Origin of the sequence: Bradyrhizobium sp. 76 (assembly GCF_023073025.1) — a bacterium.
GTDB lineage: Bacteria > Pseudomonadota > Alphaproteobacteria > Rhizobiales > Xanthobacteraceae > Bradyrhizobium.
Genome location: NZ_JADPIS010000103.1, coordinates 347,488 through 373,351, shown reverse-complemented (window position 1 = coordinate 373,351; position 25,864 = coordinate 347,488). Strand labels below are relative to the sequence as shown.

General features: G+C 64.1%; 22 protein-coding genes and 1 pseudogene. 7 read left to right on the top strand and 16 right to left on the bottom strand.

The window, feature by feature from the left end; all coding sequences use genetic code 11:
* Positions 1 to 49: 49 nt before the first annotated feature.
* Positions 50 to 957 (top strand): annotated as a pseudogene (locus tag IVB48_RS28050) (LysR family transcriptional regulator).
* A gap of 140 nt (positions 958 to 1,097) precedes the next feature.
* Here the strand turns inward: IVB48_RS28050 and IVB48_RS28045 are convergent.
* A complete protein-coding gene (locus IVB48_RS28045) occupies positions 1,098 to 2,099 on the bottom strand; it encodes a D-glycerate dehydrogenase (protein WP_027514698.1) in 1,002 nt (333 codons plus the stop codon).
* A gap of 326 nt (positions 2,100 to 2,425) precedes the next feature.
* On the opposite strand from IVB48_RS28045, the gene IVB48_RS28040 reads away from it, so the two are divergent.
* Complete coding sequence (locus IVB48_RS28040) at positions 2,426 to 2,956, top strand: SH3 domain-containing protein (protein ID WP_007603917.1); 531 nt, start codon at positions 2,426 to 2,428, stop codon at positions 2,954 to 2,956.
* Positions 2,957 to 3,099: 143 nt separating this feature from the next.
* Here the strand turns inward: IVB48_RS28040 and irrA are convergent, their stop codons facing one another.
* A complete protein-coding gene (gene irrA / locus IVB48_RS28035) occupies positions 3,100 to 3,591 on the bottom strand; it encodes an iron response transcriptional regulator IrrA (protein WP_018455787.1) in 492 nt (163 codons plus the stop codon).
* 354 nt (positions 3,592 to 3,945) lie between these two features.
* Between irrA and fabA the strand changes: the two genes are divergently transcribed.
* The 3 genes from fabA to fabI all read left to right on the top strand — a co-directional run bounded on the left by fabA (position 3,946) and on the right by fabI (position 6,708).
* Entirely contained in the window at positions 3,946 to 4,467 is a 522-nt protein-coding gene (fabA, locus tag IVB48_RS28030; RefSeq protein WP_007603915.1) for a bifunctional 3-hydroxydecanoyl-ACP dehydratase/trans-2-decenoyl-ACP isomerase, read from the top strand.
* A gap of 39 nt (positions 4,468 to 4,506) precedes the next feature.
* Positions 4,507 to 5,730, top strand: a complete 1,224-nt coding sequence (gene fabB / locus IVB48_RS28025) for a beta-ketoacyl-ACP synthase I (RefSeq protein ID WP_026233025.1) — start codon at positions 4,507 to 4,509, stop codon at positions 5,728 to 5,730.
* A gap of 177 nt (positions 5,731 to 5,907) precedes the next feature.
* Positions 5,908 to 6,708 carry an enoyl-ACP reductase FabI gene (fabI, locus tag IVB48_RS28020; RefSeq protein WP_247404996.1) on the top strand — a complete coding sequence of 267 codons (801 nt, stop codon included), beginning with the start codon at positions 5,908 to 5,910 and terminating at the stop codon, positions 6,706 to 6,708.
* Here the strand turns inward: fabI and IVB48_RS28015 are convergent.
* From IVB48_RS28015 to IVB48_RS28000, 4 genes are all read right to left on the bottom strand, one after another.
* On the bottom strand, positions 6,705 to 7,301 hold the full coding sequence (locus tag IVB48_RS28015; protein WP_247404993.1) for a glutathione S-transferase family protein: 597 nt from the start codon (positions 7,299 to 7,301) through the stop codon (positions 6,705 to 6,707). The two genes, fabI and IVB48_RS28015, sit on opposite strands and share 4 nt — an antisense overlap.
* 101 nt (positions 7,302 to 7,402) lie before the next feature.
* Positions 7,403 to 8,239: a hypothetical protein gene (locus IVB48_RS28010; protein WP_247404991.1), complete on the bottom strand. Its 837-nt coding sequence runs from the start codon at positions 8,237 to 8,239 to the stop codon at positions 7,403 to 7,405.
* A 106-nt stretch (positions 8,240 to 8,345) separates the two neighbouring features.
* On the bottom strand, positions 8,346 to 8,810 hold the full coding sequence (locus tag IVB48_RS28005; protein WP_247404988.1) for a GNAT family N-acetyltransferase: 465 nt from the start codon (positions 8,808 to 8,810) through the stop codon (positions 8,346 to 8,348).
* 7 nt (positions 8,811 to 8,817) lie between these two features.
* Positions 8,818 to 9,744 (bottom strand): hydrogen peroxide-inducible genes activator, encoded by a 927-nt coding sequence (locus tag IVB48_RS28000; protein ID WP_247404985.1) that lies wholly within the window; start codon positions 9,742 to 9,744, stop codon positions 8,818 to 8,820.
* A 114-nt stretch (positions 9,745 to 9,858) separates the two neighbouring features.
* Here IVB48_RS28000 and katG point away from each other — a divergent pair, with 114 nt between their 5' ends.
* On the top strand, positions 9,859 to 12,027 hold the full coding sequence (gene katG / locus IVB48_RS27995; protein ID WP_247404982.1) for a catalase/peroxidase HPI: 2,169 nt from the start codon (positions 9,859 to 9,861) through the stop codon (positions 12,025 to 12,027).
* A 76-nt stretch (positions 12,028 to 12,103) separates the two neighbouring features.
* Here the strand turns inward: katG and pnp are convergent, their stop codons facing one another.
* The 8 genes from pnp to rimP form a co-directional block, all read right to left on the bottom strand.
* Entirely contained in the window at positions 12,104 to 14,257 is a 2,154-nt protein-coding gene (gene pnp, locus IVB48_RS27990; RefSeq protein WP_247404980.1) for a polyribonucleotide nucleotidyltransferase, read from the bottom strand.
* 377 nt (positions 14,258 to 14,634) lie between these two features.
* Positions 14,635 to 14,904, bottom strand: coding sequence for a 30S ribosomal protein S15 (gene rpsO / locus IVB48_RS27985; protein WP_094976105.1), 270 nt, complete (start codon positions 14,902 to 14,904; stop codon positions 14,635 to 14,637).
* Between the two features lie 2 nt (positions 14,905 to 14,906).
* On the bottom strand, positions 14,907 to 16,025 hold the full coding sequence (gene truB / locus IVB48_RS27980; RefSeq protein ID WP_247404977.1) for a tRNA pseudouridine(55) synthase TruB: 1,119 nt from the start codon (positions 16,023 to 16,025) through the stop codon (positions 14,907 to 14,909).
* Positions 16,022 to 16,453: a 30S ribosome-binding factor RbfA gene (rbfA, locus tag IVB48_RS27975; RefSeq protein ID WP_027514691.1), complete on the bottom strand. Its 432-nt coding sequence runs from the start codon at positions 16,451 to 16,453 to the stop codon at positions 16,022 to 16,024. The genes truB and rbfA overlap by 4 nt, the downstream gene beginning before the upstream one ends.
* Positions 16,454 to 16,609: 156 nt before the next feature.
* Positions 16,610 to 19,309 carry a translation initiation factor IF-2 gene (gene infB / locus IVB48_RS27970; protein ID WP_247404974.1) on the bottom strand — a complete coding sequence of 900 codons (2,700 nt, stop codon included), beginning with the start codon at positions 19,307 to 19,309 and terminating at the stop codon, positions 16,610 to 16,612.
* Positions 19,310 to 19,389: 80 nt separating this feature from the next.
* Positions 19,390 to 20,064, bottom strand: coding sequence for an RNA-binding protein (locus IVB48_RS27965; RefSeq protein ID WP_247404971.1), 675 nt, complete (start codon positions 20,062 to 20,064; stop codon positions 19,390 to 19,392).
* A gap of 22 nt (positions 20,065 to 20,086) precedes the next feature.
* Positions 20,087 to 21,697 carry a transcription termination factor NusA gene (gene nusA, locus IVB48_RS27960; protein WP_106943804.1) on the bottom strand — a complete coding sequence of 537 codons (1,611 nt, stop codon included), beginning with the start codon at positions 21,695 to 21,697 and terminating at the stop codon, positions 20,087 to 20,089.
* Positions 21,698 to 21,699: 2 nt separating this feature from the next.
* Positions 21,700 to 22,479, bottom strand: a complete 780-nt coding sequence (gene rimP, locus IVB48_RS27955; protein ID WP_247405461.1) for a ribosome maturation factor RimP — start codon at positions 22,477 to 22,479, stop codon at positions 21,700 to 21,702.
* A gap of 363 nt (positions 22,480 to 22,842) precedes the next feature.
* On the opposite strand from rimP, the gene IVB48_RS27950 reads away from it, so the two are divergent.
* Positions 22,843 to 23,925: a DUF2336 domain-containing protein gene (locus tag IVB48_RS27950; RefSeq protein WP_247285123.1), complete on the top strand. Its 1,083-nt coding sequence runs from the start codon at positions 22,843 to 22,845 to the stop codon at positions 23,923 to 23,925.
* Here IVB48_RS27950 and IVB48_RS27945 read toward each other — a convergent pair.
* Positions 23,922 to 24,632, bottom strand: coding sequence for a tRNA (guanine(46)-N(7))-methyltransferase TrmB (locus tag IVB48_RS27945; protein ID WP_247404967.1), 711 nt, complete (start codon positions 24,630 to 24,632; stop codon positions 23,922 to 23,924). The genes IVB48_RS27950 and IVB48_RS27945 overlap by 4 nt on opposite strands.
* Entirely contained in the window at positions 24,629 to 25,786 is a 1,158-nt protein-coding gene (locus tag IVB48_RS27940; RefSeq protein ID WP_247404964.1) for a M20 family metallopeptidase, read from the bottom strand. The genes IVB48_RS27945 and IVB48_RS27940 overlap by 4 nt, the downstream gene beginning before the upstream one ends.
* Positions 25,787 to 25,864: the final 78 nt, after the last annotated feature.

Here is a 25,864-nt window from a genome sequence, read left to right as displayed (position 1 = left end):
GCGCCGATAAGCTGGACAATCGAGAATGGCTTGTTCACATTAGCGAACAATGGCTGAGCCCGACCTGCGTGATCTCGACGTCTTCGTGGCGGTCGCCCGCACCCGCAATTTCCGGCGCGCGGCGATCGATATTCGCGTGTCGGTGTCAAGCCTTAGCCAACGATTGCGGGACCTCGAAGAGCGCCTCGGCGTCCGCCTGATGAACCGCACCACCCGCAGCGTCGCCCTGACCGAGGCGGGCGAGCTGCTACTGTCGTGCGTGGCGCCGGCGCTGCGCGATGTCGGCGACGCCCTCGATCAAGTCCGCGGCCTGCGCGAGGTGGCCTCGGGCCGGCTACGCATCAACGCACCGCCGCCCGCGGTCGATCTCGTGCTGGCGCCGATGATCGGGCCGTTCCTCAAGGCTATCCCCAGGTCGACCTCGACGTCGTCTCCGAGAGCGGGTTCGTCGACATCGTCAGCGCGGGCTTCGATGCCGGCGTGCGCTATGGCGAGCATCTGGCGCAGGACATGGTGGCGATCTCGCTCAGCGGCCCGCAGAGCTATGTCGTGGTCGCTTCGCCCGATTACCTCGCGCGCCGCGGCAAGCCTGAGCATCCGAAGGATCTGCTCGACCACGATTGCATCCGCGCCCGCTACTCCAGCGGTGTCATGCATGATCTGGAGTTCGAGAAGGCGGGACAGCTGGTGAAAGTCGATCCGCCGGCAAAGCTGATCTCGACCAACATGGGCCTTTCCATGCGCGCTGCGCTCGACGGCGCCGGTGTCTGGGCGACGCTCGATGGATATGTCGGCGAAGCCCTGAAGTCGGGCGCGCTGGTCAGGCTGCTCCAGGACTGGTGCGAGCCGTTTCCGGGCCCGTTCCTGTATTATCCAAGCCGGCGCCAGACGCCGCCGGCACTGCGGGCCTTCATCGATTTCGTTGCCGACTGGCGCAAGCGCAACGCCCGGGGATAGCAGACCCTCATGGTGAGGAGCGCGGAACGCGCGTCTCGAACCATGAAGGCCCGGATCTCGCCTGCGGCCATCCTTCGAGACGATCGCTACGCGGTCTCCTCAGGAGGAGGCAGGAGAGCTTATCGCGCAGTCAGTTGAACTCAGAGCATGCTCGGCAGCACGCGATCCGGCGGCTTGTGGGCGTCGAGGAAGGTGCGGATGTTGATGATCACCTTCTCGCCCATCTCGACGCGGCCCTCGATCGTGGCCGAGCCCATATGCGGCAGCAACGTCACCTTGCCGGCCTTGGCGAGCCGCACCAGCTTCGGGTTCACCGCGGGCTCGTGCTCATAGACATCGAGGCCGGCGCCGCCGATCTCGCCGCCTTCGATCAGCTTGATCAGCGTGTCCTCGTCGGTGACCCCGCCGCGCGCGGTGTTGACGATGTAGGCGTCCTTGCGGATCAGCTTCAGCCGGCGCGCCGACAGCAGATGGTAGGTCGCCGGCGTGTGCGGACAGTTCACGGAGATGATGTCCATCCGCGCCAGCATCTGGTCGAGGCTTTCCCAATAGGTCGCGCCCAGCTCTTCGGCGATCTTCGGCGCCACCGGCCGGCGGTTGTGGTAGTGGATCTGCAAGCCGAAGGCGCGGGCGCGGCGTGCGACCGCTTGGCCGATGCGGCCCATGCCGATGATGCCGAGGCGCTTTCCGCCGATGCGATGGCCAAGCATCCAGGTCGGCGACCAGCCGGGCCAGGGTTTTCCTTCCGTCAGGATCGAGGCGCCTTCGATCATCCGCCTGGGCACGGCGAGGATCAGTGCCATGGTCATGTCGGCGGTGTCTTCTGTAAGGACTTTCGGCGTGTTGGTGACGGTGATGCCGCGGGCATGCGCGGCCTCGACATCGATGTTGTCGACGCCGTTGCCGAAATTCGCGATCAGTTTCAGCCTGCAGTCGGGCTGGTTGACGATATCGGCGGAGATGTGATCGGTCACGGTCGGAACCAGTACGTCGGCGGTACGGGCGGCTTCCGCGATCTGCTCGGCCGACATCGGCGCGTCGTCGAGGTTGATCCGCGCGTCGAACAGCTCGCGCATCCGGGTCTCGATCGAGTCCGGAAGCTTGCGCGTCACGACGACGAGGGGCTTTTTCTTCACCGACATGTCCTGCCCTCATGAGGCATTGCGAGCCGCCTCTGTCGCCAAAGGCCGGCCGTTGAGGCCTCATTAACCCGGTTGTTCGACACTGCCTTTGCCGTGTCGTCCCCGGCGTTTCCTTCAAGCTCTCCCGACATTTCCGGCCGGAAAATCGGGACAAACCGGTTGTTCAGACGTCCGTCCTCTCTAGCAGAAGGCCGGGCCAAGACAAGAACCACGGGCAAAGGGCTCGGGAACACCCGCGTGGGGCGGGTCAGGGGCGACAGCGGCCTGGTTTTGGAATTTTGGGGTGAGGGCCCGGCTCGGCCGGACCTTCGACAGGAGACGGGTTGATGGCGTTGGGGCGTTTTTGTTCGGTGATGGCGCTCGTTTGCACCTGGTTGAGCGCTTCGGTCAGTCCCGGGCATTCGGCAAAGGACAGCACACCCCAGACGGCCTCGGGCCTCCCGGTGCCGCGCTACGTCAGCCTGAAATCGGATCACGTCAACGTCCGCGCCGGACCGACCAAGGACAATGACGTCGCCTGGGTCTACACCCGCTCCGGCCTGCCGGTCGAAATCACCGCGGAGTTCGAGAACTGGCGCCGGGTACGCGATTCCGAGGGCGCCGAGGGCTGGGTCTATCACTCGCTGCTGTCGGGCCGCCGCACCGCGGTCGTCACGATGAAGCACAAGGACGAGCTCGCGCCGATATACGATCGCGCCGATCCCGACAGCGCGGTCGCGGCCAGGCTCCAGGCCGGTGTCGTCACCCAGGTGAAGAAGTGCAGTGCAAACTGGTGCCGCGTCAGCGGAAACGGCTTTGACGGCTGGATCCAGCAGGAACGCCTCTGGGGCGTTTATTCAGACGAGCAGGTGAACTGACGTTGGGCGGGAGCGGAGCTGTTGCTCCACCGTCATGCCCGGGCTCGTCCCGGGCATCCGCGTATTTTGACGCCTGACCGAGTAACGTGGATGGCCGGGACAGGCCCGGCCATGACGATCAAATCAGCAATTCAGGATAGATCTCAGCGCTTCTTGCGCAGCCGTACGACCATGTCGATGCGGGCGATCTCGTAACCCGCGGGCACCTCCGGCATCTTGGACAGCGCCAGATGCGGATCCTCGATATCGACCAGCTCATGGCTGTTCTCGAGGTAGTAGTGATGGTGGGTCGTGACGTTGGTGTCGAAATAGGTCTTGGTGCCGTCGACGCTGACCTGACGCAGCAGACCGGCGTCGGTGAGCTGGTTCAGCGTGTTGTAGACGGTCGCCAGCGAGACCGGCACCTTGGCCAGCGTCGCTTCTTCGTAAAGCATTTCAGCCGTGAGATGACGTGCACCCTTGCCGAACAGGAGCCAGCCGAGCGCCATGCGCTGGCGGGTCGGGCGAAGGCCGGCGGACTGGAGCATTTCGTTGACGTCGTGCCACGGGCAACCGGTCAAAGCCGGCTGGCGGCCGGACATAAGAGCCGCCGCATGGGCCTCTTCGTCGCGATGGGGCGCGTTATTTTCGTTCATTTCCAGCTTCGGGCACGCGTGAACACTGTCGTTCTCCAACATATATGGAGAGATAGATGCAGATGCAAGTTTCTCGCAACTAGAGTGGTTCTAATCAAGCAGGGAACCGGCGTGGCGGCCCGTCATTTTACCTTCATGAGAGCGCTTTGCTACCCGAAATGGCCTGTGTTAGAGAGCCCGCGGTTCCGCTTAACCGATTTTGGCGCGACCCGGCATTGAAGCCGCTCGCTATCCATCCGGGGTCCTTCGGTATTCTCGTCTGACAATGGCAACAGATGTTGCTTTTCGAACAGGATGGGGCCCATTTTCGCCGGAAACGCCGCTCAGTCGGGGTTAGAACACAAAGGCTTCCGCATGCTGAACAGGCGCAACGGTTACGAATATGAAGATCTGCTGGCGTGTGCCCGCGGCGAGATGTTCGGCCCTGGCAATGCGCAATTGCCGTTGCCGCCGATGCTCATGTTCGACCGCATTACGGACATCAGCGAGACCGGCGGTGAATTCGGCAAGGGGGTGGTGCGCGCCGAGCTCGATGTGAAGCCCGACCTCTGGTTCTTCGGCTGCCACTTCAAGAACGATCCGGTTATGCCCGGCTGCCTCGGGCTCGATGCGCTGTGGCAAATGGTCGGCTTTTATCTGGGCTGGAGCGGCGGTGAAGGTCGCGGTCGCGCGCTTGGCCTGAACGAGCTGAAGTTCAGCGGCCAGGTGCTGCCGGAGGCCCGCAAGGTTGTGTACAACATCGACATCAAGCGCGTGATGCGCTCAAAGCTGGTGCTCGGTATCGCCGACGGATGGCTTTCGGTCGATGACCAGATTATCTATCGCGCGAAGGATTTGAAGGTCGGCCTGTTCAAGCAGGGCACGAGCCTGGGCTGAGCGCATCACCACGAAGACAACGATTGAGGCGAGGCTGTCATGAGGCGGGTTGTGGTCACCGGGATGGGCATTGTCTCCTCCATCGGAAACAACACCCAGGAAGTGCTTGCGAGCCTTCACGAGGCGAAGTCGGGCATTTCGCGGGCTGAGAAATATGCCGAGCTCGGCTTCCGTTCGCAGGTGCAGGGTGCGCCGACGCTCGATCCTTCGACGGTGGTCGACCGCCGTGCCATGCGTTTCCTCGGTCAGGGTGCGGCGTGGAATCACGTCGCGATGGAACAGGCGATCCAGGATTCCGGCCTCTCGCCTGACGAAATTTCCAACATTCGCACCGGCATCATCATGGGCTCCGGCGGCCCGTCGGCGCGCACCATCGTCGAGGCCGCCGACATCACCCGCACCAAGGGACCGAAGCGCGTCGGGCCGTTTGCAGTGCCGAAGGCGATGTCCTCCACGGCCTCCGCGACGCTTGCGACCTGGTTCAAGATCAAGGGCGTGAACTATTCGATCTCGTCGGCCTGCGCCACGTCGAACCATTGCGTCGGCAACGCCTATGAGACGATCCAGATCGGCAAGCAGGACGTCATCTTCGCCGGCGGCTGCGAGGAGCTGGACTGGTCGCTGTCGGTGCTGTTCGACGCCATGGGCGCGATGTCCTCGAAGTACAACGACACACCTGCCACGGCCTCGCGTCCCTACGACGTCAACCGCGACGGCTTCGTGATTGCCGGCGGCGCCGGCGTGCTGGTGCTGGAAGAGCTCGAGCACGCCAAGGCGCGCGGCGCGCGCATTTACGGCGAGATCGTCGGCTATGGCGCGACGTCCGACGGCTACGACATGGTCGCACCATCAGGCGAGGGCGCCGAGCGCTGCATGCGCATGGCGATGTCGACTGTGAAGACCAAGGTCGACTACATCAATCCGCACGCGACATCGACCCCGGCCGGCGATCCGCCGGAGATCGACGCGCTCCGCAGGGTGTTCGGAAGTGGCGAGAAGTGCCCGCCGATCTCGGCGACCAAGGCGCTGACCGGTCACTCCCTGGGCGCAACCGGCGTGCAGGAAGCGATATATTCGCTACTGATGATGAACAATGGTTTCATCTGCGAGAGCGCCCACATCCAGGAGCTCGACCCCGTGTTCGCCGACATGCCGATCGTGCGCAAGCGCATCGACAACGTCAAGATCGGCACCGTGCTGTCGAACTCCTTCGGCTTCGGCGGCACCAACGCCACGCTGGTGTTCAGCCGGCTGGATGCGTGATCTTGGGACGCTGTCATGCCCCGCCTAGTGCGCAATTGCGCCCGGGGGACGGGGCATCCAGTACGCCGCGGCTTCTCAATTTATCACGAACGTCTCTGGAATCCTGGATCGCCCGCCCCAGTGCGCAAGCGCGCACAAGGCGGGCGATGACCCCGGAATAGTGGGAGCAAAGAGCCAATGGAAGGTTTGATGAAAGGCAAGCGCGGTCTGATCATGGGCATCGCCAATGATCATTCGATCGCCTGGGGCATGGCGAAGACGCTGCATGCCCATGGCGCCGAGCTCGCCTTCACCTTCCAGGGCGAGGCATTGGGCAAGCGCGTCAAGCCGCTGGCGGAGCAGCTTGGCGTCGACATGGTGCTGCCCTGCGACGTCGAGGACATCGCGAGCGTCGACGCTACATTCACGGCCTTGCGCGAAAAGTGGGGCCGGCTGGATTTCGTGATCCACGCGATCGGCTTCGCCGACAAGAACGAGCTCAAGGGCCGTTACGCCGACACCAGCCGCGAGAATTTTTCGCGCACCATGGTGATCTCCTGCTTCTCCTTCACGGAAGTGGCAAAACGCGCCGCCGAGCTGATGACGGAGGGCGGCAGCATGATCACGCTGACCTTCGGCGCCTCGGAACGCGCGATGCCGAACTACAACGTGATGGGCGTGGCCAAGGCGGCGCTGGAAGCCTCGGTGCGCTATCTCGCCTCGGACTTCGGACCGCGCGGCATCCGCGTCAACGCGATTTCCGCAGGCCCCATCCGCACGCTCGCCGGCTCCGGCATCGGCGAGGCGCGCGCGATGTTCGCCTTCATGCAAAAACATTCGCCGCTTCGCCGCGGCGTCACGCTCGACGAACTCGGCGGCTCGGCGCTGTATCTGTTGTCGGATCTCTCCGGCGGCGTGACCGGCGAGATCCACTATGTCGATTCCGGCTACAACATCGTCCTGATGCCGAGGCCGGACGATATGGAGACGGAAGACTAGCCTGCCGCGATCTTCTCCGCGCGCTGGAACGCCGGCCTCGCCATGCAGCGCGCGAGATAGGCATCGAAGGCCGGGCGCGACGGCACCATCTTGAACAGGCGCACCGCAAAGTTCAGGCCCGATCCGATCGTGATGTCGGCGGCGGAAAATTCCTCCCCGAGGATCCACGGTCCCCTCGCGAGTGCGGCTTCCAGCACGTCGAAGACCTGCGTCGCGCTGCCCCAGGCCGCGGTCGAGGTCGGGATCTCGATCTTGGTGAAGATCTGGATGATGGCGGGTTCGATGCAGCCCGGCGAGAAGAACAGCCATTGCAGGTAACGCGCGCGGCGCGGATCGGTCACGGCTGGCGCCAGCTTGGTCTCGCGATAGCGATCGGCAATGTAGGCGCAGATCGCGGCGGCTTCGCCGAGCGCGGCATCGCCGTCGGTCAGCGCCGGAACCTTGCCCATCGGATTGACCTTCAAATAGTCCGGCGCCTTCTGCGCGCCGGTCGAGATGTCGGTCAGCAAGCGCTCATAAGGCAGACCGCTTTCTTCCATCAGCCAGAGCGTCGTGAATGAGCGCGAACGGGGCGACCAATAGAGCTTGATCATGGGAGCGGACCTTTCATCGCTGGGAGCCGAACGGCACACAGTTCATGGAGCGTTTGCCGCGCACTCGCAACGTACACCGCTCAGGCCCAGAATGCTCCGGCTCAGTCTTCCTTGAGATAGCCGGGGAGGCCGCGGTCGAGCCTGTCTGCGACGAGTGTTCGTGTCCTCTCGCGCAGCGCCGCGTTGGCTGAAGCTGCCGCGGGCGGGTCGGGGAATAGCGAGTTGTCGAGCTTGGTGAGCGGGTCTTCGGTCAATCGCATACTTGCAGCGAAGTTCGCGCTGAAATTCACAAAGGGGCGCTTGATCTCCTCATAGCTTCGGCCGTCGATCAGGTTAATCGAGATGTTGGCGAACAAATGCGAATGCCGGATCAGATTTCCGAGCCCCTGATTGAATGTGCCGATGCCGTTTAACATCAGGCGGGTGCCCGGCAATTCTCCCTTGTACGTGGTCGCAACCAGATAGCGATCGCAGCTCCCGTTCGGAGTGATGCCGCGCACGATCGCTGGCAGGCGTTCGTTGGGATCGGGAATGAATCGCGATTTCGGATTGTAGAAGGGTTCGAAGGTTCCCTTGGGGTAGGCGATCCTGCGAACACCGGGATCGCCACCCGTTGCGGCTTTAACCCGCGCAAACACGAGATCGTCGAGACCCCAGTCGATGGAAACTTCGGTCTCCTCGTTCTCGAAAATGGTCAGCCCGAATTTCTGGACGGAATAGCGCTCGCCGATCACCGAGATCACGCCAAGCCGGCACGGGCCGCTCTCGATCGCGACCGGCTGCTTCGCCACCGGTTTGGCCTTCGGCGCGGCCTTCTTGGCGGCTGGTTTTGCAGGTGCGGCGGCTGCGGGAGATGCGGTGGTTGCGGAAGGGGTTTGCGCTGTTGCCGGAGCCAGAAAGGACAGCAGGACGAGCACTGAGGCAGCAAATCGAAACATGGATTCCAGAGGATTAGCGGCAGGGGGCCATCAGACAGGTGGACATCGGACGCGCCACATTAGATTGGGACCATGACAACCGCAAGCTGCAGCCGGAGAACCCCGCCTACCCGACGCGTCCCGGCCGCTTCCACCGATAATACTTCATCACAAACCCGTTCGACGGCTCGATCTCTTCCTTCTCGAACAAAAAACCCTCGCGCTCGTACCAGCGCCAGGCTTTTTCGTTCTCGCGGACGCAGCGCAGATACATCTCGTCCGGCATTTGCGTGCGCGTGAAGGTGAGCAATTGGCGGCCGAGCGATTGGCTCTGATAGGCGGGCGCGACAAACAGCATGTCGAGATAGAGTTTTGGCAAATGCAGCGCCAGCATTGCGGCGATCGTGCCGTTGTCGTCGGCGACGAAGAGGCTCCAGCCGTCCTCGATCTCGCGCCGGATGCGTGCACGCAGGTTTGCCAGCAGGAAGTCGCTCGTCTCGCCGAGCCCGGTCGAGACCCAGCTCTCCATCCAGACACGGCCGATCTCGTCGTACTCGTCTGTGCGGGCCGGGCGGATGATGGGATGCGACATCGAGGCCTCAGGTCGGCTTGCTGCGCACGGATGGACGCGCGCGCACCTGGCCCGCCGACAGGCACACCACCTCGGAGATTTGCAGGAGCTGCCGCGCCAGCGGGCTGGTCTTGCGCCAGACCATGCCAATGGTGCGCGACGGCTGCGGGTCGCGGAAGCGCGTCAGCGAGACCGAGGCCGATCGCGTCTCCACCGACACGGCCATCTCCGGGATCAAGGTGACGCCGATGCCGGCGCTGACCATCTGGACCAGCGTCGACAGCGAATTGGCATCCAGCATCTCGCGCGGCGGCGCCGATTGCATGTTGCAGAATGACAGCGCCTGATCGCGGAAGCAGTGCCCCTCCTCCAGCAGCAGCAGCCGCATTTCGCGCATCATCTCCCGCGATGGTGCCGGCGTTCCCTCATCCGCGCTCGGCCGCACTAGCAGGAATTTTTCCTCGAACAGGGCGACCTCGGTGAGCGAGGGCTCGGACACCGGCAACGCGACGATGGCGGTATCGAGCCGACCTTCCACCAGTTCCTGGATCAGCCGCGGCGTCATCGTCTCGCGCACGCGGATGTCGAGCTGCGGATGCATGCGCGTCAGATTCTTGGTGATCGTCGGCAGCAGATAGGGCGCGATCGTCGGAATCATGCCGATGCGAAGCCGTCCGGAGAACCGGTCCTGCGAGGCGCGGGCGAAATCGCCAAGCTCGTCGACCGAGCGCAAGATGTCGCGGACGCGCTGCGCGAGCTCCTCGCCAAACCGGGTCAACGCCACCTGCCGGGCGCTGCGCTCCAGCAACAGGCCGCCGAGCGCCTCCTCCAGCTCCTTGATTTGCATCGACAGGGCGGGCTGCGAGATCGAGCAAGACTCAGCCGCGCGGCCGAAATGACTGTGACGCGCCAGGGCGTCGAAATACCGGAGCTGGCGCAGCGTGAGGTTTAGCATCAGAAAATCTTATCGCTGCGATCATTAAAGTCAACTTCCCCTGATCGAACGTGAAGCTTAGAGTGCTTTTACCTGGTCAAAGGCGCGAGTTCGACGCCACCAGAGGAGGTATTCATGGACGACACTTCAAAGTGCCCGTTTTCGGGTGGAAAACGTGTGCCGGCGAACCGCGATTGGTGGCCGACCCAGCTCAGCATCGAGATGCTGCACAAGAATTCCCCCAAGTCCGACCCGATGGACAAGGACTTCGACTACGCCAAGGAATTCAAGTCGCTCGACCTGAATGCGGTCATCAAGGACCTGACGGCTTTGATGACAGACTCGCAGGAATGGTGGCCCGCCGACTTCGGTCACTACGGCGGCCTCATGATCCGCATGGCCTGGCATAGCGCGGGCACCTATCGCACCACCGACGGTCGCGGTGGCGCCGGCGCCGGGCAGCAGCGTTTCGCGCCGCTCAACAGCTGGCCCGACAACGCCAACCTGGACAAGGCCCGCCGTCTGCTCTGGCCGATCAAGCAGAAATACGGCCGCAAGATCTCCTGGGCCGATCTGATGGTGCTGGCCGGCAACGTCGCGCTGGAGTCGATGGGCTTCAAGACCTTTGGCTTTGCCGGCGGCCGCGTCGACGTCTGGGAGCCGGAAGAGCTGTATTGGGGTCCGGAAGGGACGTGGCTGGGCGATGAGCGCTACAGCGGCGAACGCCAACTCGCCGAGCCGCTCGGCGCGGTGCAGATGGGCCTGATCTACGTCAATCCGGAAGGCCCGAACGGCAAGCCGGATCCGGTAGCCGCGGCCAAGGACATTCGCGAGACCTTCGCCCGCATGGCGATGAACGACGAAGAGACCGTCGCGCTGATCGCCGGCGGCCACAGCTTCGGCAAGACCCATGGTGCCGGCGATCCGTCGCTGGTCGGACCGGAGCCGGAAGCGGGCGCGCTCGAGGATCAGGGCCTCGGCTGGAAGAGCAAGCACGCGTCGGGTCACTCGGGCGATTCCATCACCAGCGGACTCGAGGTGACATGGACGACGACACCGACCAAGTGGAGCAACAACTTTTTCGAGAACCTGTTCAATTTCGAATGGGAGCTGACGAAGAGCCCGGCCGGTGCGCAGCAGTGGACGGCCAAGAACGCCGATGCCATCATTCCCGACGCCTTCGACAAGTCGAAGAAGCACCGGCCGACGATGCTGACGACCGATCTCTCGCTGCGTATGGATCCGGCCTATGAGAAGATCTCGCGCCGCTTCCTGGAGAATCCCGATCAGTTCGCGGACGCCTTCGCCCGTGCCTGGTTCAAGCTCACCCATCGCGACATGGGTCCGGTCGTGCGCTATCTCGGCCCGCTGGTGCCGAAGGAAACGCTGATCTGGCAGGACCCGATCCCCGCCGTGAATCACGAGCTGGCCAGCGAGCAGGATATCGCCTCGCTGAAGACCAAGATCCTGGCCTCGGGTCTGTCGGTCTCGGAGCTGGTCTCGACCGCATGGGCGTCGGCCTCGACGTTCCGCGGCTCGGACAAGCGCGGCGGCGCCAACGGCGCACGCATTCGCCTCGCCCCGCAGAAGGACTGGGAGGTGAACGAGCCGGCTCAGCTCTCGAAAGTCCTGGGCAAGCTCGAAGCGATCCAGAAGGACTTCAACGCGTCATCCGGTGCGAAGAAGGTCTCGCTGGCGGACCTGATCGTGCTCGGCGGCACCGCCGCGGTCGAGAAGGCGGCGAAGGATGCGGGCGTCGACGTCAAGGTCGGCTTCACGCCGGGCCGCATGGATGCCTCGCAGGAGCAGACCGACGCCGCTTCGTTTGCTCCGCTGGAGCCGCGGGCCGACGGCTTCCGCAACTTCATCGGGAAGCGGCAGCAATTCATGATGCCCGAGGAGGCTCTGGTCGATCGTGCGCAGCTGCTCCGCCTTACCGGCCCGGAGATGACGGCGCTCGTCGGCGGTCTGCGCGTGCTCGGCGCCAATGCGAACGGTTCGAAGAACGGCGTCCTCACCTCGAAGGTGGGAACGCTTAGCAACGACTTCTTCGTCAACCTGCTCGACATGAGCACGCAGTGGACGCCGGCCGGCACCGACGGCACCTATGAGGCCCGCGACCGCAAGACCAACGCGGTGAAGTGGACCGGCACGCGCGTCGACCTGATCTTCGGCGCGCACTCGCAGCTTCGCGCCTACGCCGAGGTCTATGCCACGTCGGATTCCAAGGAGCAGTTCGTCAAGGACTTCGCCAAGGCCTGGACCAAGGTGATGAACCTTGACCGGTTCGACATCGCGGCCTGATTCCAAAGCTCGGCAAGCGACAAACAAAAAGGGCGGCCGCGAGGCCGCCCTTCGTGTTTCTGGCAGGTGGCGAGATTTACTCGCCGGCCGCTTCGCGCGCGGGCTGCTGGCTCTCGCCCTTGCCCTCGAGGTCTTCGCCGGTCTCCTGGTCGACGACCTTCATCGACAGGCGGGTCTTGCCGCGGTCGTCGAAGCCGAGCAGCTTGACCTTGACCTTGTCGCCTTCCTTGACGACGTCGGAGGTCTTCTGCACGCGCGCCGAGGCGAGCTGGCTGATGTGGACGAGACCGTCCTTGGAGCCGAAGAAGTTCACGAAAGCGCCGAACTCCATCACCTTGACGACGGTGCCGTCATAGATCTGGCCGACTTCCGGATCGGAGGCGATCGACTTGATCCACTTGATCGCGGCCTTCATGGCCTCGCCGTCGTTGGAGGCGACCTTCACGGTACCGTCGTCCTCGATATTGACCTTGGCGCCGGTCTTCTCGACGATCTCACGGATCACCTTGCCGCCGGTGCCGATCACTTCGCGGATCTTGTCGGTGGCGATCTTGAAGGTCTCGATGCGCGGCGCGTATTCGCCGAGCTCGGCACGGGCGTTGGTGAGCGCCTTCGACATCTCGCCGAGGATGTAGATACGTCCATCCTTGGCCTGGCCGAGCGCGACCTTCATGATCTCCTCGGTGATGCCCTCGATCTTGATGTCCATCTGGAGCGAGGTGATGCCCTGCTCGGTACCGGCGACCTTGAAGTCCATGTCGCCGAGATGGTCCTCGTCACCGAGGATGTCCGAGAGAACCGCGAAGCGCTTGTCTTCGAGGATCAGGCCCATCGCGATGCCCGCGGTCGGCCGCTTCAACGGCACGCCGGCGTCCATCAGCGCGAGCGAGGCGCCGCAGACCGATGCCATCGACGAGGAGCCGTTGGATTCGGTGATCTCCGACACCACGCGCGTGGTGTAGGGGAATTCGTGATGCGGCGGCAGCACCGGATGGATCGCGCGCCAGGCGAGCTTGCCGTGGCCGATCTCGCGGCGCTTGGTGCCGCCGAGGCGGCCGGTCTCACCGACCGAGTAGGGAGGGAAGTTGTAGTGCAGCAGGAACGTCTCTTTGTACGTTCCCGACAGCGCGTCGATGTACTGCTCGTCCTCGCCGGTGCCGAGCGTGGTCACGACCAGCGCCTGGGTCTCGCCGCGGGTGAACAGCGCCGAGCCGTGGGCGCGAGGCAGCACGCCGACTTCGGCGACGATGTTGCGCACGGTCTTGGAATCGCGGCCGTCGATGCGCTTGCCGGTGTCGAGAATGTTCCAGCGAACGATCTTGGCTTCGAGCTCCTTGAACACGCCGCCGATGCGCAGCTTGTCGTATTTCGGCTCCTGCCCTTCCGGGAAGTAGTGAGCGATCACCTTTTCCTTGACCTTGCCGACCGCGGCGTAGCGATCCTGCTTGACCGGAATGGCGTAGGCGGCGCGCAGTTCCTGCTCGACCATGCCGAGCATTTCCTTTTCGAGCGCCGAATTGTCGATCGTGGTGACCTCGCGCGGCTCCTTCGCTGCCTTTTCGGCCAGCTCGATGATCGCGTTGATCACCGGCTGGAAGTGGCGGTGACCGAACATCACGGCGCCGAGCATGATCTCTTCGTTCAGCTCCTTGGCTTCCGATTCCACCATCAGCACGGCGTCTGCGGTGCCGGCGACGACGAGGTCGAGCTGGGTGTCGACCATCTCGTCGAGTGTCGGGTTGAGGATGAACTCGTCATTGGCGAAGCCGACGCGCGCGGCGCCGATCGGGCCCTTGAAGGGGGCGCCCGACAGAGTGAGCGCAGCCGATGAGGCCACCAGCGCGACGATATCGGGATCGTTCTCCATGTCGTGCGAGAGCACGGTGATGATCACCTGGGTCTCGTTGCGCCAGCCGTCGACGAACAGCGGACGAATCGGACGGTCGATCAGGCGGGAGACCAGCGTCTCCTTCTCGGTCGGACGTCCCTCGCGCTTGAAATAGCCGCCGGGAATGCGGCCGGCTGCGTAGGTCTTCTCCTGGTAGTCGACGGTCAGCGGCAGGAAGTCGACGCCTTCGCGCGGCGACTTCGCGGCAACGACGGTGGCGAGCACCACGGTCTCGCCGTAGGTCGCGACAACGGCGCCGTCGGCCTGGCGGGCGATCTTGCCGGTTTCGAGCTTGAGAGGGCGCCCACCCCAGTCGATCTCGACTGAATGCTTATTGAACATAGAGGTCTTCTTTCATGGGTTCTCGAAAGAAGGACGGGTCGAAAAACAAAAACCATGCGCAAGATTGCGGGACGTTGATCGAAGCGGGCGATCAGCGTCCTGCGATCCTGCCATGGTTTTTGGATTTCGGATGGCGTCCATCCCTTCGGGTCATACGGGCGCCTTGCCCGTTGTGCCCAGCCGCCGGATTGCTGCTGGACTGTCAGTCGGCACGAACGCGAACGCCGAAGCTCGGTGCTCGCCTATCATGCCCCGGATGCTCGCCGTCAACGGCTTGCATCCGACGCGCACGCAGCATCGACGAAAAACCTTTAAACAAACGCTTTCGTTCGAAATCACGCGCGAAAACGCGCGCCGTTTGGCGCGCGCAGGAACTCTTAACGACGAATGTTGTGCTTCTCGAGCAGCGACTTGTAGCGCGCCTCGTCCTTCTTCTTCACATAGTCGAGGAGCGAGCGGCGGGTCGAGACCAGCTTCAAGAGGCCGCGACGCGAATGGTTGTCCTTCACGTGGGTCTTGAAATGGTTGGTGAGGTTGGCGATGCGTTCCGACAGGATCGCGACCTGAACCTCTGGCGAGCCGGTATCGCCGGCCTTGTTGGCATTCGTCTTGATGACTTCCGCTTTGCGTTCTGCGGCAATCGACATCGTCAATTTCTCTCGTTGCGATCGGCGCTGGCAGTCAGGCCGGTCAGGTTGAACACACGCTTGGGGATGATTTCGCCATTGCCGACTTCGGCAAGCGCGAGAAGCCGGCCTGCCACCGTGACATAGACTGTGCCGCTACAAGTGGGCGCATCCCGTCCGCGCAACAAAACGGCCTGGCCCCGATGGAGCCTTGCCGCATCAGCCCGAGTGACGGCCAGTGCCGGGATGTCGTCCAGCGCGGTCTCAACGGGCATAAGCGCGTCGGCGAGGCTACCCTCGCCGGACGCGGCTCTATCGCACAAAGCCTCCAACTGATCCAGCGGAATCATGTCGTTCTCGCCAAATGGGCCGACCAGGGTCCGCCGCAGCGCGCAGATATGGCCGTAAGTGCCGAGAATCCGGCCCATATCGCGGGCCAGCGCGCGGACATAGGTGCCCTTGCCGCACTCGGCCTCGAACACGGCCCGGTCGCTATCCGGTTGATCTACAAGGCTTAAACGGTGAATCTCGACCGGACGGGGGGCCAATTCCACGACCTCGCCGTCGCGGGCCAGGTCGTAGGCGCGCTCGCCCTGGACCTTGATCGCGGAATAGCGCGGCGGGATCTGCTGGATCACCCCGGTGAAACGGGGCAGCAGGGCCTCGATGGCCTCCCGGGTCGGGCGCTGGTCCGAGGTTGCGGTCGCCCGGCCCTCGATGTCGTCGGTGTCGCGCTCCTCGCCCCAGCATACCGTGAACCGGTAGCGCTTGCGGCCGTCCATGACGAAGGGGACGGTCTTGGTGGCCTCGCCAAGCGCGATCGGCAGGCCGCCGGAGGCCAGCGGATCGAGCGTGCCGGCATGGCCGGCGCGTTTGGCATTGAACAGGCGCTTGAGCACGGCAACGGCCTGCGTCGAGGTCATGCCGATCGGCTTGTCGAGCACGACCCAGCCGTGGACGTCGCGGCGGTCGCGGCGCGGCTGGTTGCCCTTCTGCTTGTTGGCGCGGGGATCGTTGTTGACGCGGCGCGGCTCCTGAGGCGGCTGAGAATTGCCGCTCATGTCCGCAAAATTATTTTTCTGCACGTCGAGCTGATCGGCCTCTTCGCCGCCGATCGTGCCGTGAGCCGGGTCCATCGTCATCGTTCTTCTTCCCGATCCGAATCCGGATCCTGTTCCAGGTCCTTCTGCACCGCGGGTGTTCGCAAAAGCTTCTCGATCCGTTCCGCTTCGTCGAATCGTTCGTCGACGCGGAAGCGAAGGTCAGGTGCAAATTTCAGGTTAACGCGCCGCGCGACCTCGCCGCGCAGGAATTTCTTGTTGCGCTCGAGCGCAGCGAGGACGATCTCGGTGTCGCGGCCACCGAGCGGCATCACGTAGACTGTTGCGAGCTTCAGGTCGGGCGACATCCGCACCTCCGGCACGGTGATGATGTGACCTTCGAGGTCAGCATCATGCACGCTGCCTTGCGCCAGAATCTCGGCTATCGCATGGCGAACCTGCTCGCCGACGCGCAACTGACGTTGCGAGCCGCCGGACGCGGAACTCTTCTTCTGATGATGGCGGGGCATGCTCTGAAAATCACCTCGTCATGCCCGCGTTTGGGACACGGGCATTGTCATTTGTCCTGCTGAAACGAAGAGGGGTGGATGGCCGGAAAAAATCCGGCCATCGCACTCCCGCAATTCAGTTCAAATAAGATCCAGGCGCTTCGGTAAGATTTGGACTTACAGGGAGCGCTGGATCGTCTCCACGCGGTAACACTCGATGACGTCACCGGCGCGCATGTCGTGATAGTTCTCGAAGGCCATGCCGCATTCCTGACCAGCCTGGACTTCCTTCACTTCGTCCTTGAAGCGCTTCAGCGTCGACAGCTTGCCTTCGTGCACGACGACGTTGTCGCGGATCAGGCGCACGTTGGCGCCGCGTTCCACGGTGCCGTCGGTGACGCGGCAGCCGGCGACCTTGCCGATCTTGGAGATGTTGAAGATCTCCAGGATCGCGGCATTGCCGAGCATGGTTTCGCGCAAGGTCGGCGCCAGCAGGCCGCTCATGGCCTTCTTCACGTCGTCCACGAGGTCGTAGATGATGTTGTAGTAGCGGATCTCGATGCCGTTGCGCTTGGCGGCCGCAGCGGCCTCCTTGTTCGCACGAACCGAGAAGCCGATGATCGCGGCGTTAAAACCTTCCGCGAGCGTCACGTCCGATTCCGAGATGCCGCCGACACCGGCATGCAGGATACGCGCGGCGACCTCGTCGGTGCCGAGCTTCTCCAGCGAGCCGAGAATGGCTTCCAGCGATCCCTGCACGTCAGCCTTGATGATCAGCGGGAAGTCCTTGCGGCCCGACGTCTTGAGCTGCGACATCATCTGTTCGAGCGAGCCGCGCATGCCGGAGATCGAGGCAGCGGCGTTCTCGCGCTTCTGGTGGGCGCGATAGCTCGTGACCTGACGGGCGCGGGCTTCGTTCTCGACCACGGCAAGACGATCGCCGGCTTCCGGCGGACCGTTGAAGCCGAGCACTTCGACCGGCACTGATGGACCGGCCTCGTCGATGGTGACGCCCTGATCGTTGATGAGGGCACGGACGCGGCCCATTTCGGCGCCGGCGACGATGATGTCGCCGACCCGCAGCGTGCCGCGTTGTACCAGCACGGTCGCCACCGGACCGCGGCCGCGATCGAGCTTGGCTTCGATCACGGTGCCTTCCGCCGGACGATCCGAATTGGTCTTCAGGTCGAGGATGTCGGCCTGCAGCGCGATCATCTCGAGCAGCCTGTCGAGATTGGTCTTGTTCTTGGCGGACACCTCGACGTCGACGACTTCGCCGCCGAGCGATTCGACCTGAACCTCGTATTGCAGCAGTTCGGTGCGCACGCGCTCGGGCTTGGCGTCGGGCTTGTCGATCTTGTTGATCGCCACGATCATCGGCACATTGGCCGCCTTGGCGTGATTGATCGCCTCGATGGTCTGCGGCATCACGCCGTCATCGGCCGCAACCACCAGAATCACGATGTCGGTGACCTTGGCGCCGCGGGCACGCATTGCGGTGAAGGCGGCGTGGCCGGGCGTATCGATGAAGGTGATCTTCTTGCCGCTTTCCGGCGATGTCACCTGATAGGCACCGATATGCTGGGTGATGCCGCCGGCTTCGCCGGAGACCACGTTGGCATGGCGGAGCGCGTCGAGCAGCGAGGTCTTGCCGTGGTCGACGTGGCCCATCACGGTCACCACCGGCGAGCGCGGCTCGGTGTCGGTGGAATCGTCGATGGCGTCGAACAGGCCTTCTTCAACGTCGGACGCGGCAACGCGCTTGACGGTGTGACCCAGCTCTTCGGCGATCAGCTGCGCGGTGTCGGCGTCGATCACGTCGGTGATCTTGTGAATCGCGCCCTGCTTCATCAGCATACGGATGATTTCGACCGCCCGCTCGGCCATGCGGTTGGCGAGTTCCTGGATCGTGATCGCTTCCGGAATGATCACCTCGCGGATGAGCTTTTCCTTCGGCTCGTTCGCGGCATGGCCCTTCAGGCGCTGGGTGCGGCGGCGGAACGAGGCGATCGAGCGCTCGCGCACGTCGTCGGCATTGAAGGCGGTGACGACCGTCAGGCGGCCGCGCTCCTTCTGCGGGCCGGGCTTGTGGGTGGGCTTGGGGGCTACCACAGGCCGCGCAGCGCCACCGGGGCCGCGACGGATCTGGCGCGGACCCTCGTCCTCGTCCGGTCCGGCCGCGACAGCGGGGGTGCGACCCACCGGGCCTCCCGGCCGCGTGGTCGTTCCAGGCCGCGCGGTCGTTGTTCCCGGGCGTGCCGTGGTGGTCGTCCCGGGCCGCGCCGTGGGCGCTCCGGGTCGCGGTGCAGGAGCGGCCGAGGTCGCCGTGGCAGGGCGCGCCGCAGATTGCGGCTGCTCGCCTTCGCCAAAACGCTTTTTGGCCTCGGTTTCGGCCTTCCGCTTGGCTTCCTCTTCGTGACGGTGACGCTCCTCCTCGGCCTTGCGGCGGGCTTCGGCGGCCTCGCGATCAGCACGCTCTGCGCTTTCGCGGACCGCGCGGCGCTGGGCCTCTTCCTCGGCATGGCGGCGCTCTTCGACTTCGCGCACCTTGGCATCGGCCAGCGCGCTGGCGCGGGCGGAACGTTCGTCCTCGGTCAGCGTGCGCAGCACCACGCCGGAGCCGGCGTTGCGCGGCGGCGCGGGGCGGGCCGGAGCAGGCTTGGGCGCGGCGGCCGGCGCGGGTTTCGCCACCTCGGCCACCTGTGGCTCGGGGCTGCCGTCGATGCGGCGCTTGCCCCGCTTCTCGACCACGACCTGCTTGCTACGGCCATGACTGAAGCTCTGGCGCACGGTGCCCGTTTCGACGCGCGGCTTGAGCGATAGCGTCTTGCTCGGAACGCTCAGCTTCTTGTCGCCAGGGGTCTTGGTATCAACCATTAAGCAGTCCTAATCCTGATCTTGTTGTCGTTGTGCGTTGCCGCACCGTGCTATCGGGTGGTCGTTGTCTCTCAGAAATCCTAGCCGGGCTTTTCGGCAGTCCTGTCAGCGTCCGCCATCCGGTATCGGACCAGCATCTGGCTACGTGACAGGAATGACTTGCTCGCCGGGCCCGCGAGCAGGGCAGCATGTATCACATTTGACCGGGTAAGTGCCAAATCCAATTCTGTCGATTTTAGTGCGGTGACGACGGGAATCTGGGGCTTGGCGCCGCGATTTCCCTCATTTTGACGCGCCAGCATGTCCAATTTGCGGATTCCGTCCGCGGCCCCGTCGCTGGCATGGATCAGGACCTCGACCGTACCTTCCCGAAGCGCGCTTTCGACCTTGCCGAAACCGGCGACGATCTGGCGCGCCTTGGCCGCAATCCCAAGGGCTTCGACCACGCTCCGGACCAGGAGCGCCTCGAGGTCGGCGGGAAGCGTCTGAGGGATTCGCAGCTCGCGCTTGAAGGCTTTCGTAAAATGGTGACGCCGAACAGCTTCCGCAACCACCTCGCGCGAGGCGGTGACCCACATGCCGCGTCCGGGCAGCTTGCGCTTGAGATCGGGAACTATGTGCCCTTGGGGAGAGACGACGAAGCGGATCAGCTCGTCGATCGGCCGGACCTCGCGGCTGACCGCACACATCCGCACGGTCGCGGACCTTTCGGTCCGCGGTCCATGGTCGAGTTCGGGGTCAGTATCGGCGAGCATCCGGGTGACATCCTCCTTCGCCCTAAGCCGGCTGATCTTCGGTCGCCTCGGCCTCTTCAGCGGGCTTGGCGAGGTCGGCCTCGGTGATCCAGCCGGCCTTGACGCGGGCCTGCATGATCATCGCTTCAGCATCGTCACGGGAGATATCGAGGCCATCGAGCGCGCCCGGATATTTGGTCTGCTCGCCGCCTTCCTTGCGCTCGGTCCAGCCGACCAGATCGTCGGTGGCGCAGCCGGCGAGGTCGTCGACCGTCTTGATGTCGTTCTCGCCGAACTTCACCAGCATCTTCGAGGTGACGCCGGGCACGTCCTTGACGGCGTCCTCGACGCCGAGCTCCTTGCGCCTGGCCTCGATCTCGGCTTCCAGCTGTTCGAGATATTCACGAGCGCGGTTCTGGAGTTCCTGCGCGGTCTCCTCGTCGAAACCCTCGATGCCGGCAAGTTCCTTGATGTCCACCATCGCGAGTTCCTCGACCGAGGTGAAGCCTTCGGACGCCAGCAATTGGCCGACAACTTCGTCGACATTGAGCGATTCCATGAAGACGCGGGTTGAGTTCTCGAAATCGGCCTGGCGGCGCTCCGATTCCTCCTGCTCGGTCAGGATGTCGATGTCCCAGCCGGTGAGCTGCGAGGCCAGACGCACATTCTGGCCGCGGCGGCCGATCGCCAGCGAGAGCTGGTTGTTGGTGTCGGGCACGACGACCTCGATGCGCTCGCGGTCTTCGTCGATGACGACCTTGGAGACCTCGGCCGGCGCCAGCGCGTTGACGACGAAGGTCGCGATGTCGGGCGACCAGGGGATGATGTCGATCTTCTCACCCTGCAATTCGTTCACCACCGCCTGCACGCGCGAACCGCGCATACCGACGCAGGCGCCGACCGGATCGACCGAGGAATCGCGGGAAATCACGCCGATTTTTGCGCGCGAGCCGGGATCGCGGGCGACCGCCTTGATCTCGACGATGCCATCATAGATCTCGGGCACTTCCTGCGCGAACAGCTTCGCCATGAACTGCGGATGGGTGCGGGAGAGGAAGATCTGCGGGCCGCGGGTCTCGCGGCGGACGTCGAAGATGTAGGCGCGGACGCGGTCGCCGTTCCGGAACACTTCGCGCGGCAGCATCTCGTCGCGGCGGATGATGGCCTCGCCGCGGCCGAGATCGACGATCACGCTGCCATATTCGACGCGTTTGACGACGCCGTTGACGATGTCGCCGATGCGGTCCTTGAATTCCATATATTGCCGGTCGCGCTCGGCTTCGCGCACCTTCTGCACGATCACCTGCTTGGCGGATTGCGCGGCGATGCGGCCATATTCCAGCGGCGGCAGGGTGTCGGCAATGGTGTCGCCGACCTGGGCACCGGGATTGGCGCGCTGTGCATCCACCAGCGAGATCTGGTTGGAATGATTTTCGACCGTCTCGACCACCAGCATGTGGCGCGACAGCCGAAGCTCGCCCTTCTTCGGGTCGATCTCGGCGTGAACGTCGGTCTCGCTGCCGTAGCGGGCCCGCGCCGCCTTGGCGATGGCATCCTCCATCGCCGCGATGACGATGCCGCGGTCGATCGATTTCTCGCGCGCAACGGCGTCGGCGATCTGAAGCAATTCAAGTCGATTGGCGCTGACTGCCATGGCTAGTCTCCTTCGTCAGGATCGATCTCGCCCCGTCGCGCGCGTTCGGCGGCCAGGCGATGTTTCTTGGTATTGGTCGGAGCCGGCTTCTTTGTAGGGGTCGGCGCCGGCTTCTTTATCGGCTTCGTGTTCTTGGTCGTTTTTTCGCTGATGCTGGCGTGCGGTGCCGCCGGCGGCTCCAGGCCGAGATTGCGGCGCATTTCGCGTGCCTGGGCCTTGCCGCGGCGCATGGATTCCGCGATCAGCTCGTCGGTCAGCACCAGCCGTGCCTCGGCGATGTCTTCCATCGTCAGGAGAACGTCGGCAGCCTCGCTCGCCTTGATGTCGTCGCGGTGCAGATGCACGCGGTCGCCTTCGACGGGGCCGATCGTGCCGCGGAACCGCTTCCGCCCTTCATGGGCGACCGCCATCTCGATCTTCACCAGATGCCCGGCATAACGCTCGAAATCGGAGCGGCGCACCAGCGGGCGGTCGATCCCCGGTGAGGAGATTTCCAGGCGATAGGCGCGATCGACGGGATCGGCGACGTCGAGCACGGGCGACAGCGCCCGCGAGATCGCCTCGCAATCCTCGATCTGCATCGAGCCGTCCGGCCGCTCGGCCATAACCTGCACGGTGCAGCCGGATTCGCCGGAAATGCGGATCCGCACCAGGCGGTAGCCCATGCCTTCGAGCACTGGCCCCGCGACCGCGGACACCCGTGCCGCGACGCCCGGCTCGACTACGAGCCTCGGCTCGGCCAGCAATTCGGCATCCGTGGAACCAGGGTTCGGTTCGGTCATGTCAGAGGTCAAGGCGCTCGATATGGTTAAGGCTTGGTTTAAGATCTCAAAGCTCGCTTCGGAACTCGCCCGACAGATCGCCGGGCCGCACATCTTCCACCAAGCCGCGTTCAGGTAATAAAAAAGAGCGGGTCCTTTCGGGCCCACTCTCACTACGCGGATCGTATGAGAAGATGAATTGGCGCTGATATAGCCCTTTCCGTCTTCCCGGACAAGGCCCATACAGGGCAGGCCGGGCTTTTTGCGCCCGGCCTGCGGCCCCACGCAACGCTTCCTTCACCTCCGAGGCCTAAATTCCCTGCTTGTGGGGCGGCTTGGACCAAGGGCGCACCCGCGGCGTGCCCCGTACGAGTTTGCGTTTTCATGACCGTTGCCACGTCGCTCATTCCTGGACTGGACGATATCGTCAAACGCGGCGACCCGCGGCGTCGCGGCGAGATCGCGCACGCCATCTCCCAATTGTTCTTTCAGGACGCCGAGAACCTCCGTCCCGATGTCATCGATCTCTTCGATAACCTGCTGATTGATCTCGTCCCGCATGCCGAGCTCGCCTCGCGCGTCGATCTCGCCGAACGCTTCTCGCGCCTGAACAACGCGCCCCGGCATCTCGTGAGTCAGCTCGCGCGCGAAAACGAAATCGCGGTGGCGGGCCCCGTGCTGCGCCATTCGCCCGTGCTCGACGACGCCGCTCTCCTCGAGATCGCGCGACTGAAGGGCCAGGGCCATCTGCTGGCGATGAGCGAGCGCCCCACGCTGTCGGCTGTCATCACCGACGTGCTGGTCGAGCGCGGCGATCGCGACGTGGTACGCCGCGCCGCGGGCAATTCCGGCGCGGAGTTCTCGCCTGGCAGCTATTCGGAGCTGATCAAGCGTGCCGCGCAGGATGGCGTGCTGACGCTCAGGATCGGACAGCGCAGCGATCTTTCGGGTGAGAACCTGAAACAACTTCTCGACGGCACGCTCGACGTCATCCGCCGTCGCCTCTCGAGCGTGGTCAATCCCGTGCGCCAGGTCGAGATCAAGCGCGCCATGGCGGCCATCGAGGAAGCCACGCTGCCGCCAGGCCCGCGTCGCGATTTCTCGGGAGCGCAACGTACGGTTCTGGCCTTGCATCGCGGGGGCCATCTTGGCGAGAGCGCGCTGCTTGGCTTTGCGAAGGCCCACAAATACGAGGAGGCGATCGCTTCGCTCTCGGCGATGTCCGGCGTCCGCCTCTCGGTCCTCGATCGCCTGATCACGGGTGACCGCTACGATCCAATTTTGGTCCTGGGACGGGTGCTGAATCTCGGCTGGCCGACAGTGCGTGCACTGATCCTGATGTGGTACGGCCCGAATCGCACGCCAGCCGATGCCGATCTCGAGCAGGCGCGCGCGAATTTCACGCGGCTGATGCCTACGACTGCGGAGCGCGTCGTGAATTTCTGGCGCAACCGGCAGACGATCTAGACCCGTCGAAACCGCAGATACGCCGCCTTGCGGCCTTCGCGCGTGGCCTTTCGGCCGTAGCGCGTCATCGTGTATCCGTCCCACGGCAGGCGAAAATCATCGGCGCGCTCCGCGAGCCAGACAAAGTCCTGCGAGCGCGACAGATGCGACAGCGTCCAGGCGCAGTAATCGTCGATGTCGCAGACGAAGCGAAATTCGCCGCCGGCTTTCAACACGCGCGCCATCGCGGCGATGGTCCGGTCCTGGACGAAGCGCCGCTTCCAGTGCCGCCGTTTCGGCCAGGGATCGGGATGGATCAGGTCGATCCGCGACAGCGAAGCCTTCGGCAGCCAGGCCAGGAGCTCGGCGGCATCGCCTGCGAACAGGCGCACGTTGCCGATGTCGGCGGCCTCGATCTGCGCGAGGATCTTCGCCATGCCGTTGACGTAAGGCTCGCAGCCGATGAAGCCGGTTGTGGCGAAGCTTTGCGCTTCCGCCGCAAGATGCTCGCCGCCGCCGAAGCCGATCTCGAGCCGCAAATCGTCGACTGCGGGGGCGAAGATCTCGCGGGCATCCGCCGGTGCTTCGCGGTCGATCGCGAGCGCAAGACGCGGCAGCAGATGATCGATCAGCTCGGCCTGGTGCTGCCTGAGCTTGTGGCCCTTGCGGCGTCCGAAGAAGGCGCGCTCGCTGTCCTCGCGATCGGGATCTGATTTGCGCTCACTCATCGTAGCGTCTGGTACAGGCGATGGAGCAGCCGCGCGCGCGGTTCGAGCGACGAGACATAGAGCTGCTCATAATGAGTGTGTGCGCCCTTGCCGTCAACGCCGAGCCCGTCGAGCGTCGCGGTGTGGGCGGCGGTGAAATTACCGTCCGAGCCGCCGCCGGTGTGAACGTCGAGCAGCTCGAAGCCGATCTCCGTGGCAACCGTCTTTGCATGCTCGTACAGCGAGGCGCCGGCATTGCTCTTCTCGTAAGGCGGACGATTGAGTCCGCCCGTGACCTTGACCGTAACGCCATCCGTCCTCGATGTCAGGGCGAGGATCTTGCCGACGAATTCATCCGCGTCCTTGAAGCTCAGCACGCGCAGATCGACTTCGGCGTGGGCTTCTTCCGGCGTCACGTTGGGCCGCGTGCCGCCGCGCACCACGCCGACATTGACGGTAACGCCGCGCGCCAGATCGTTCATCGCTTCCAGCGCCAGGATGACATTGGCGAGCTCGCGGATCGCGCTGCGGCCATCCTGGGGCCGCGTGCCGGCATGCGCGGGCACGCCCTTGATGAACACTTCGAATCGCCCGACGCCCTTGCGGCCGGTGACGATCTTGCCGCCATCGCGGGCCGGCTCCGTCACCAGGACGTACTTCGCCTTGCGCCCTTCGGTCTCGATGAGTGCGCGAGAGGTGGGGCTGCCGATCTCCTCGTCGGAGGTGAATAGGTGGGTGATGCCGAGCGGCGAGCGAGCGGCCGTGGCACAAAGTGCGCAAAAGGCGTGGTGGGCGATGTAGGCGCCGCCCTTCATGTCGTAGATGCCGGGACCGAACGCGCTGTCGCCTTCGACCTTGAACGGCAGGCGCTCGATAAATCCCATGGGGTGAACGGTATCGAGGTGGCTCAGCACCAGGATGCCCGGCCGGTCCTGGCCCCAGGTCGAGCGCGCCACGAGATGATCGCCGCAACCATCGACGCCGGCGATGCGCTCAAGCGTGACAGGGAGATCGCGGTATTGCTCCGCGACCATCGAGACCAGCTTGTTGACCTGTTCAGGCGCGTCCGTTGGCGTCTCGACCTCCACCCAGCGGCGGATGCCATCGAGAATAGTTTGAGAATCGAACCAATTGGAGCCGGTCATGAGCGCATCTGTGCCTTTGAATCGCATCATCGAGGAAGACGCGCATCAAAGCGCGACCGCAAATGACGACATAGGCCAGATTTGACGCAGCCTCAAATCGGATTGAGA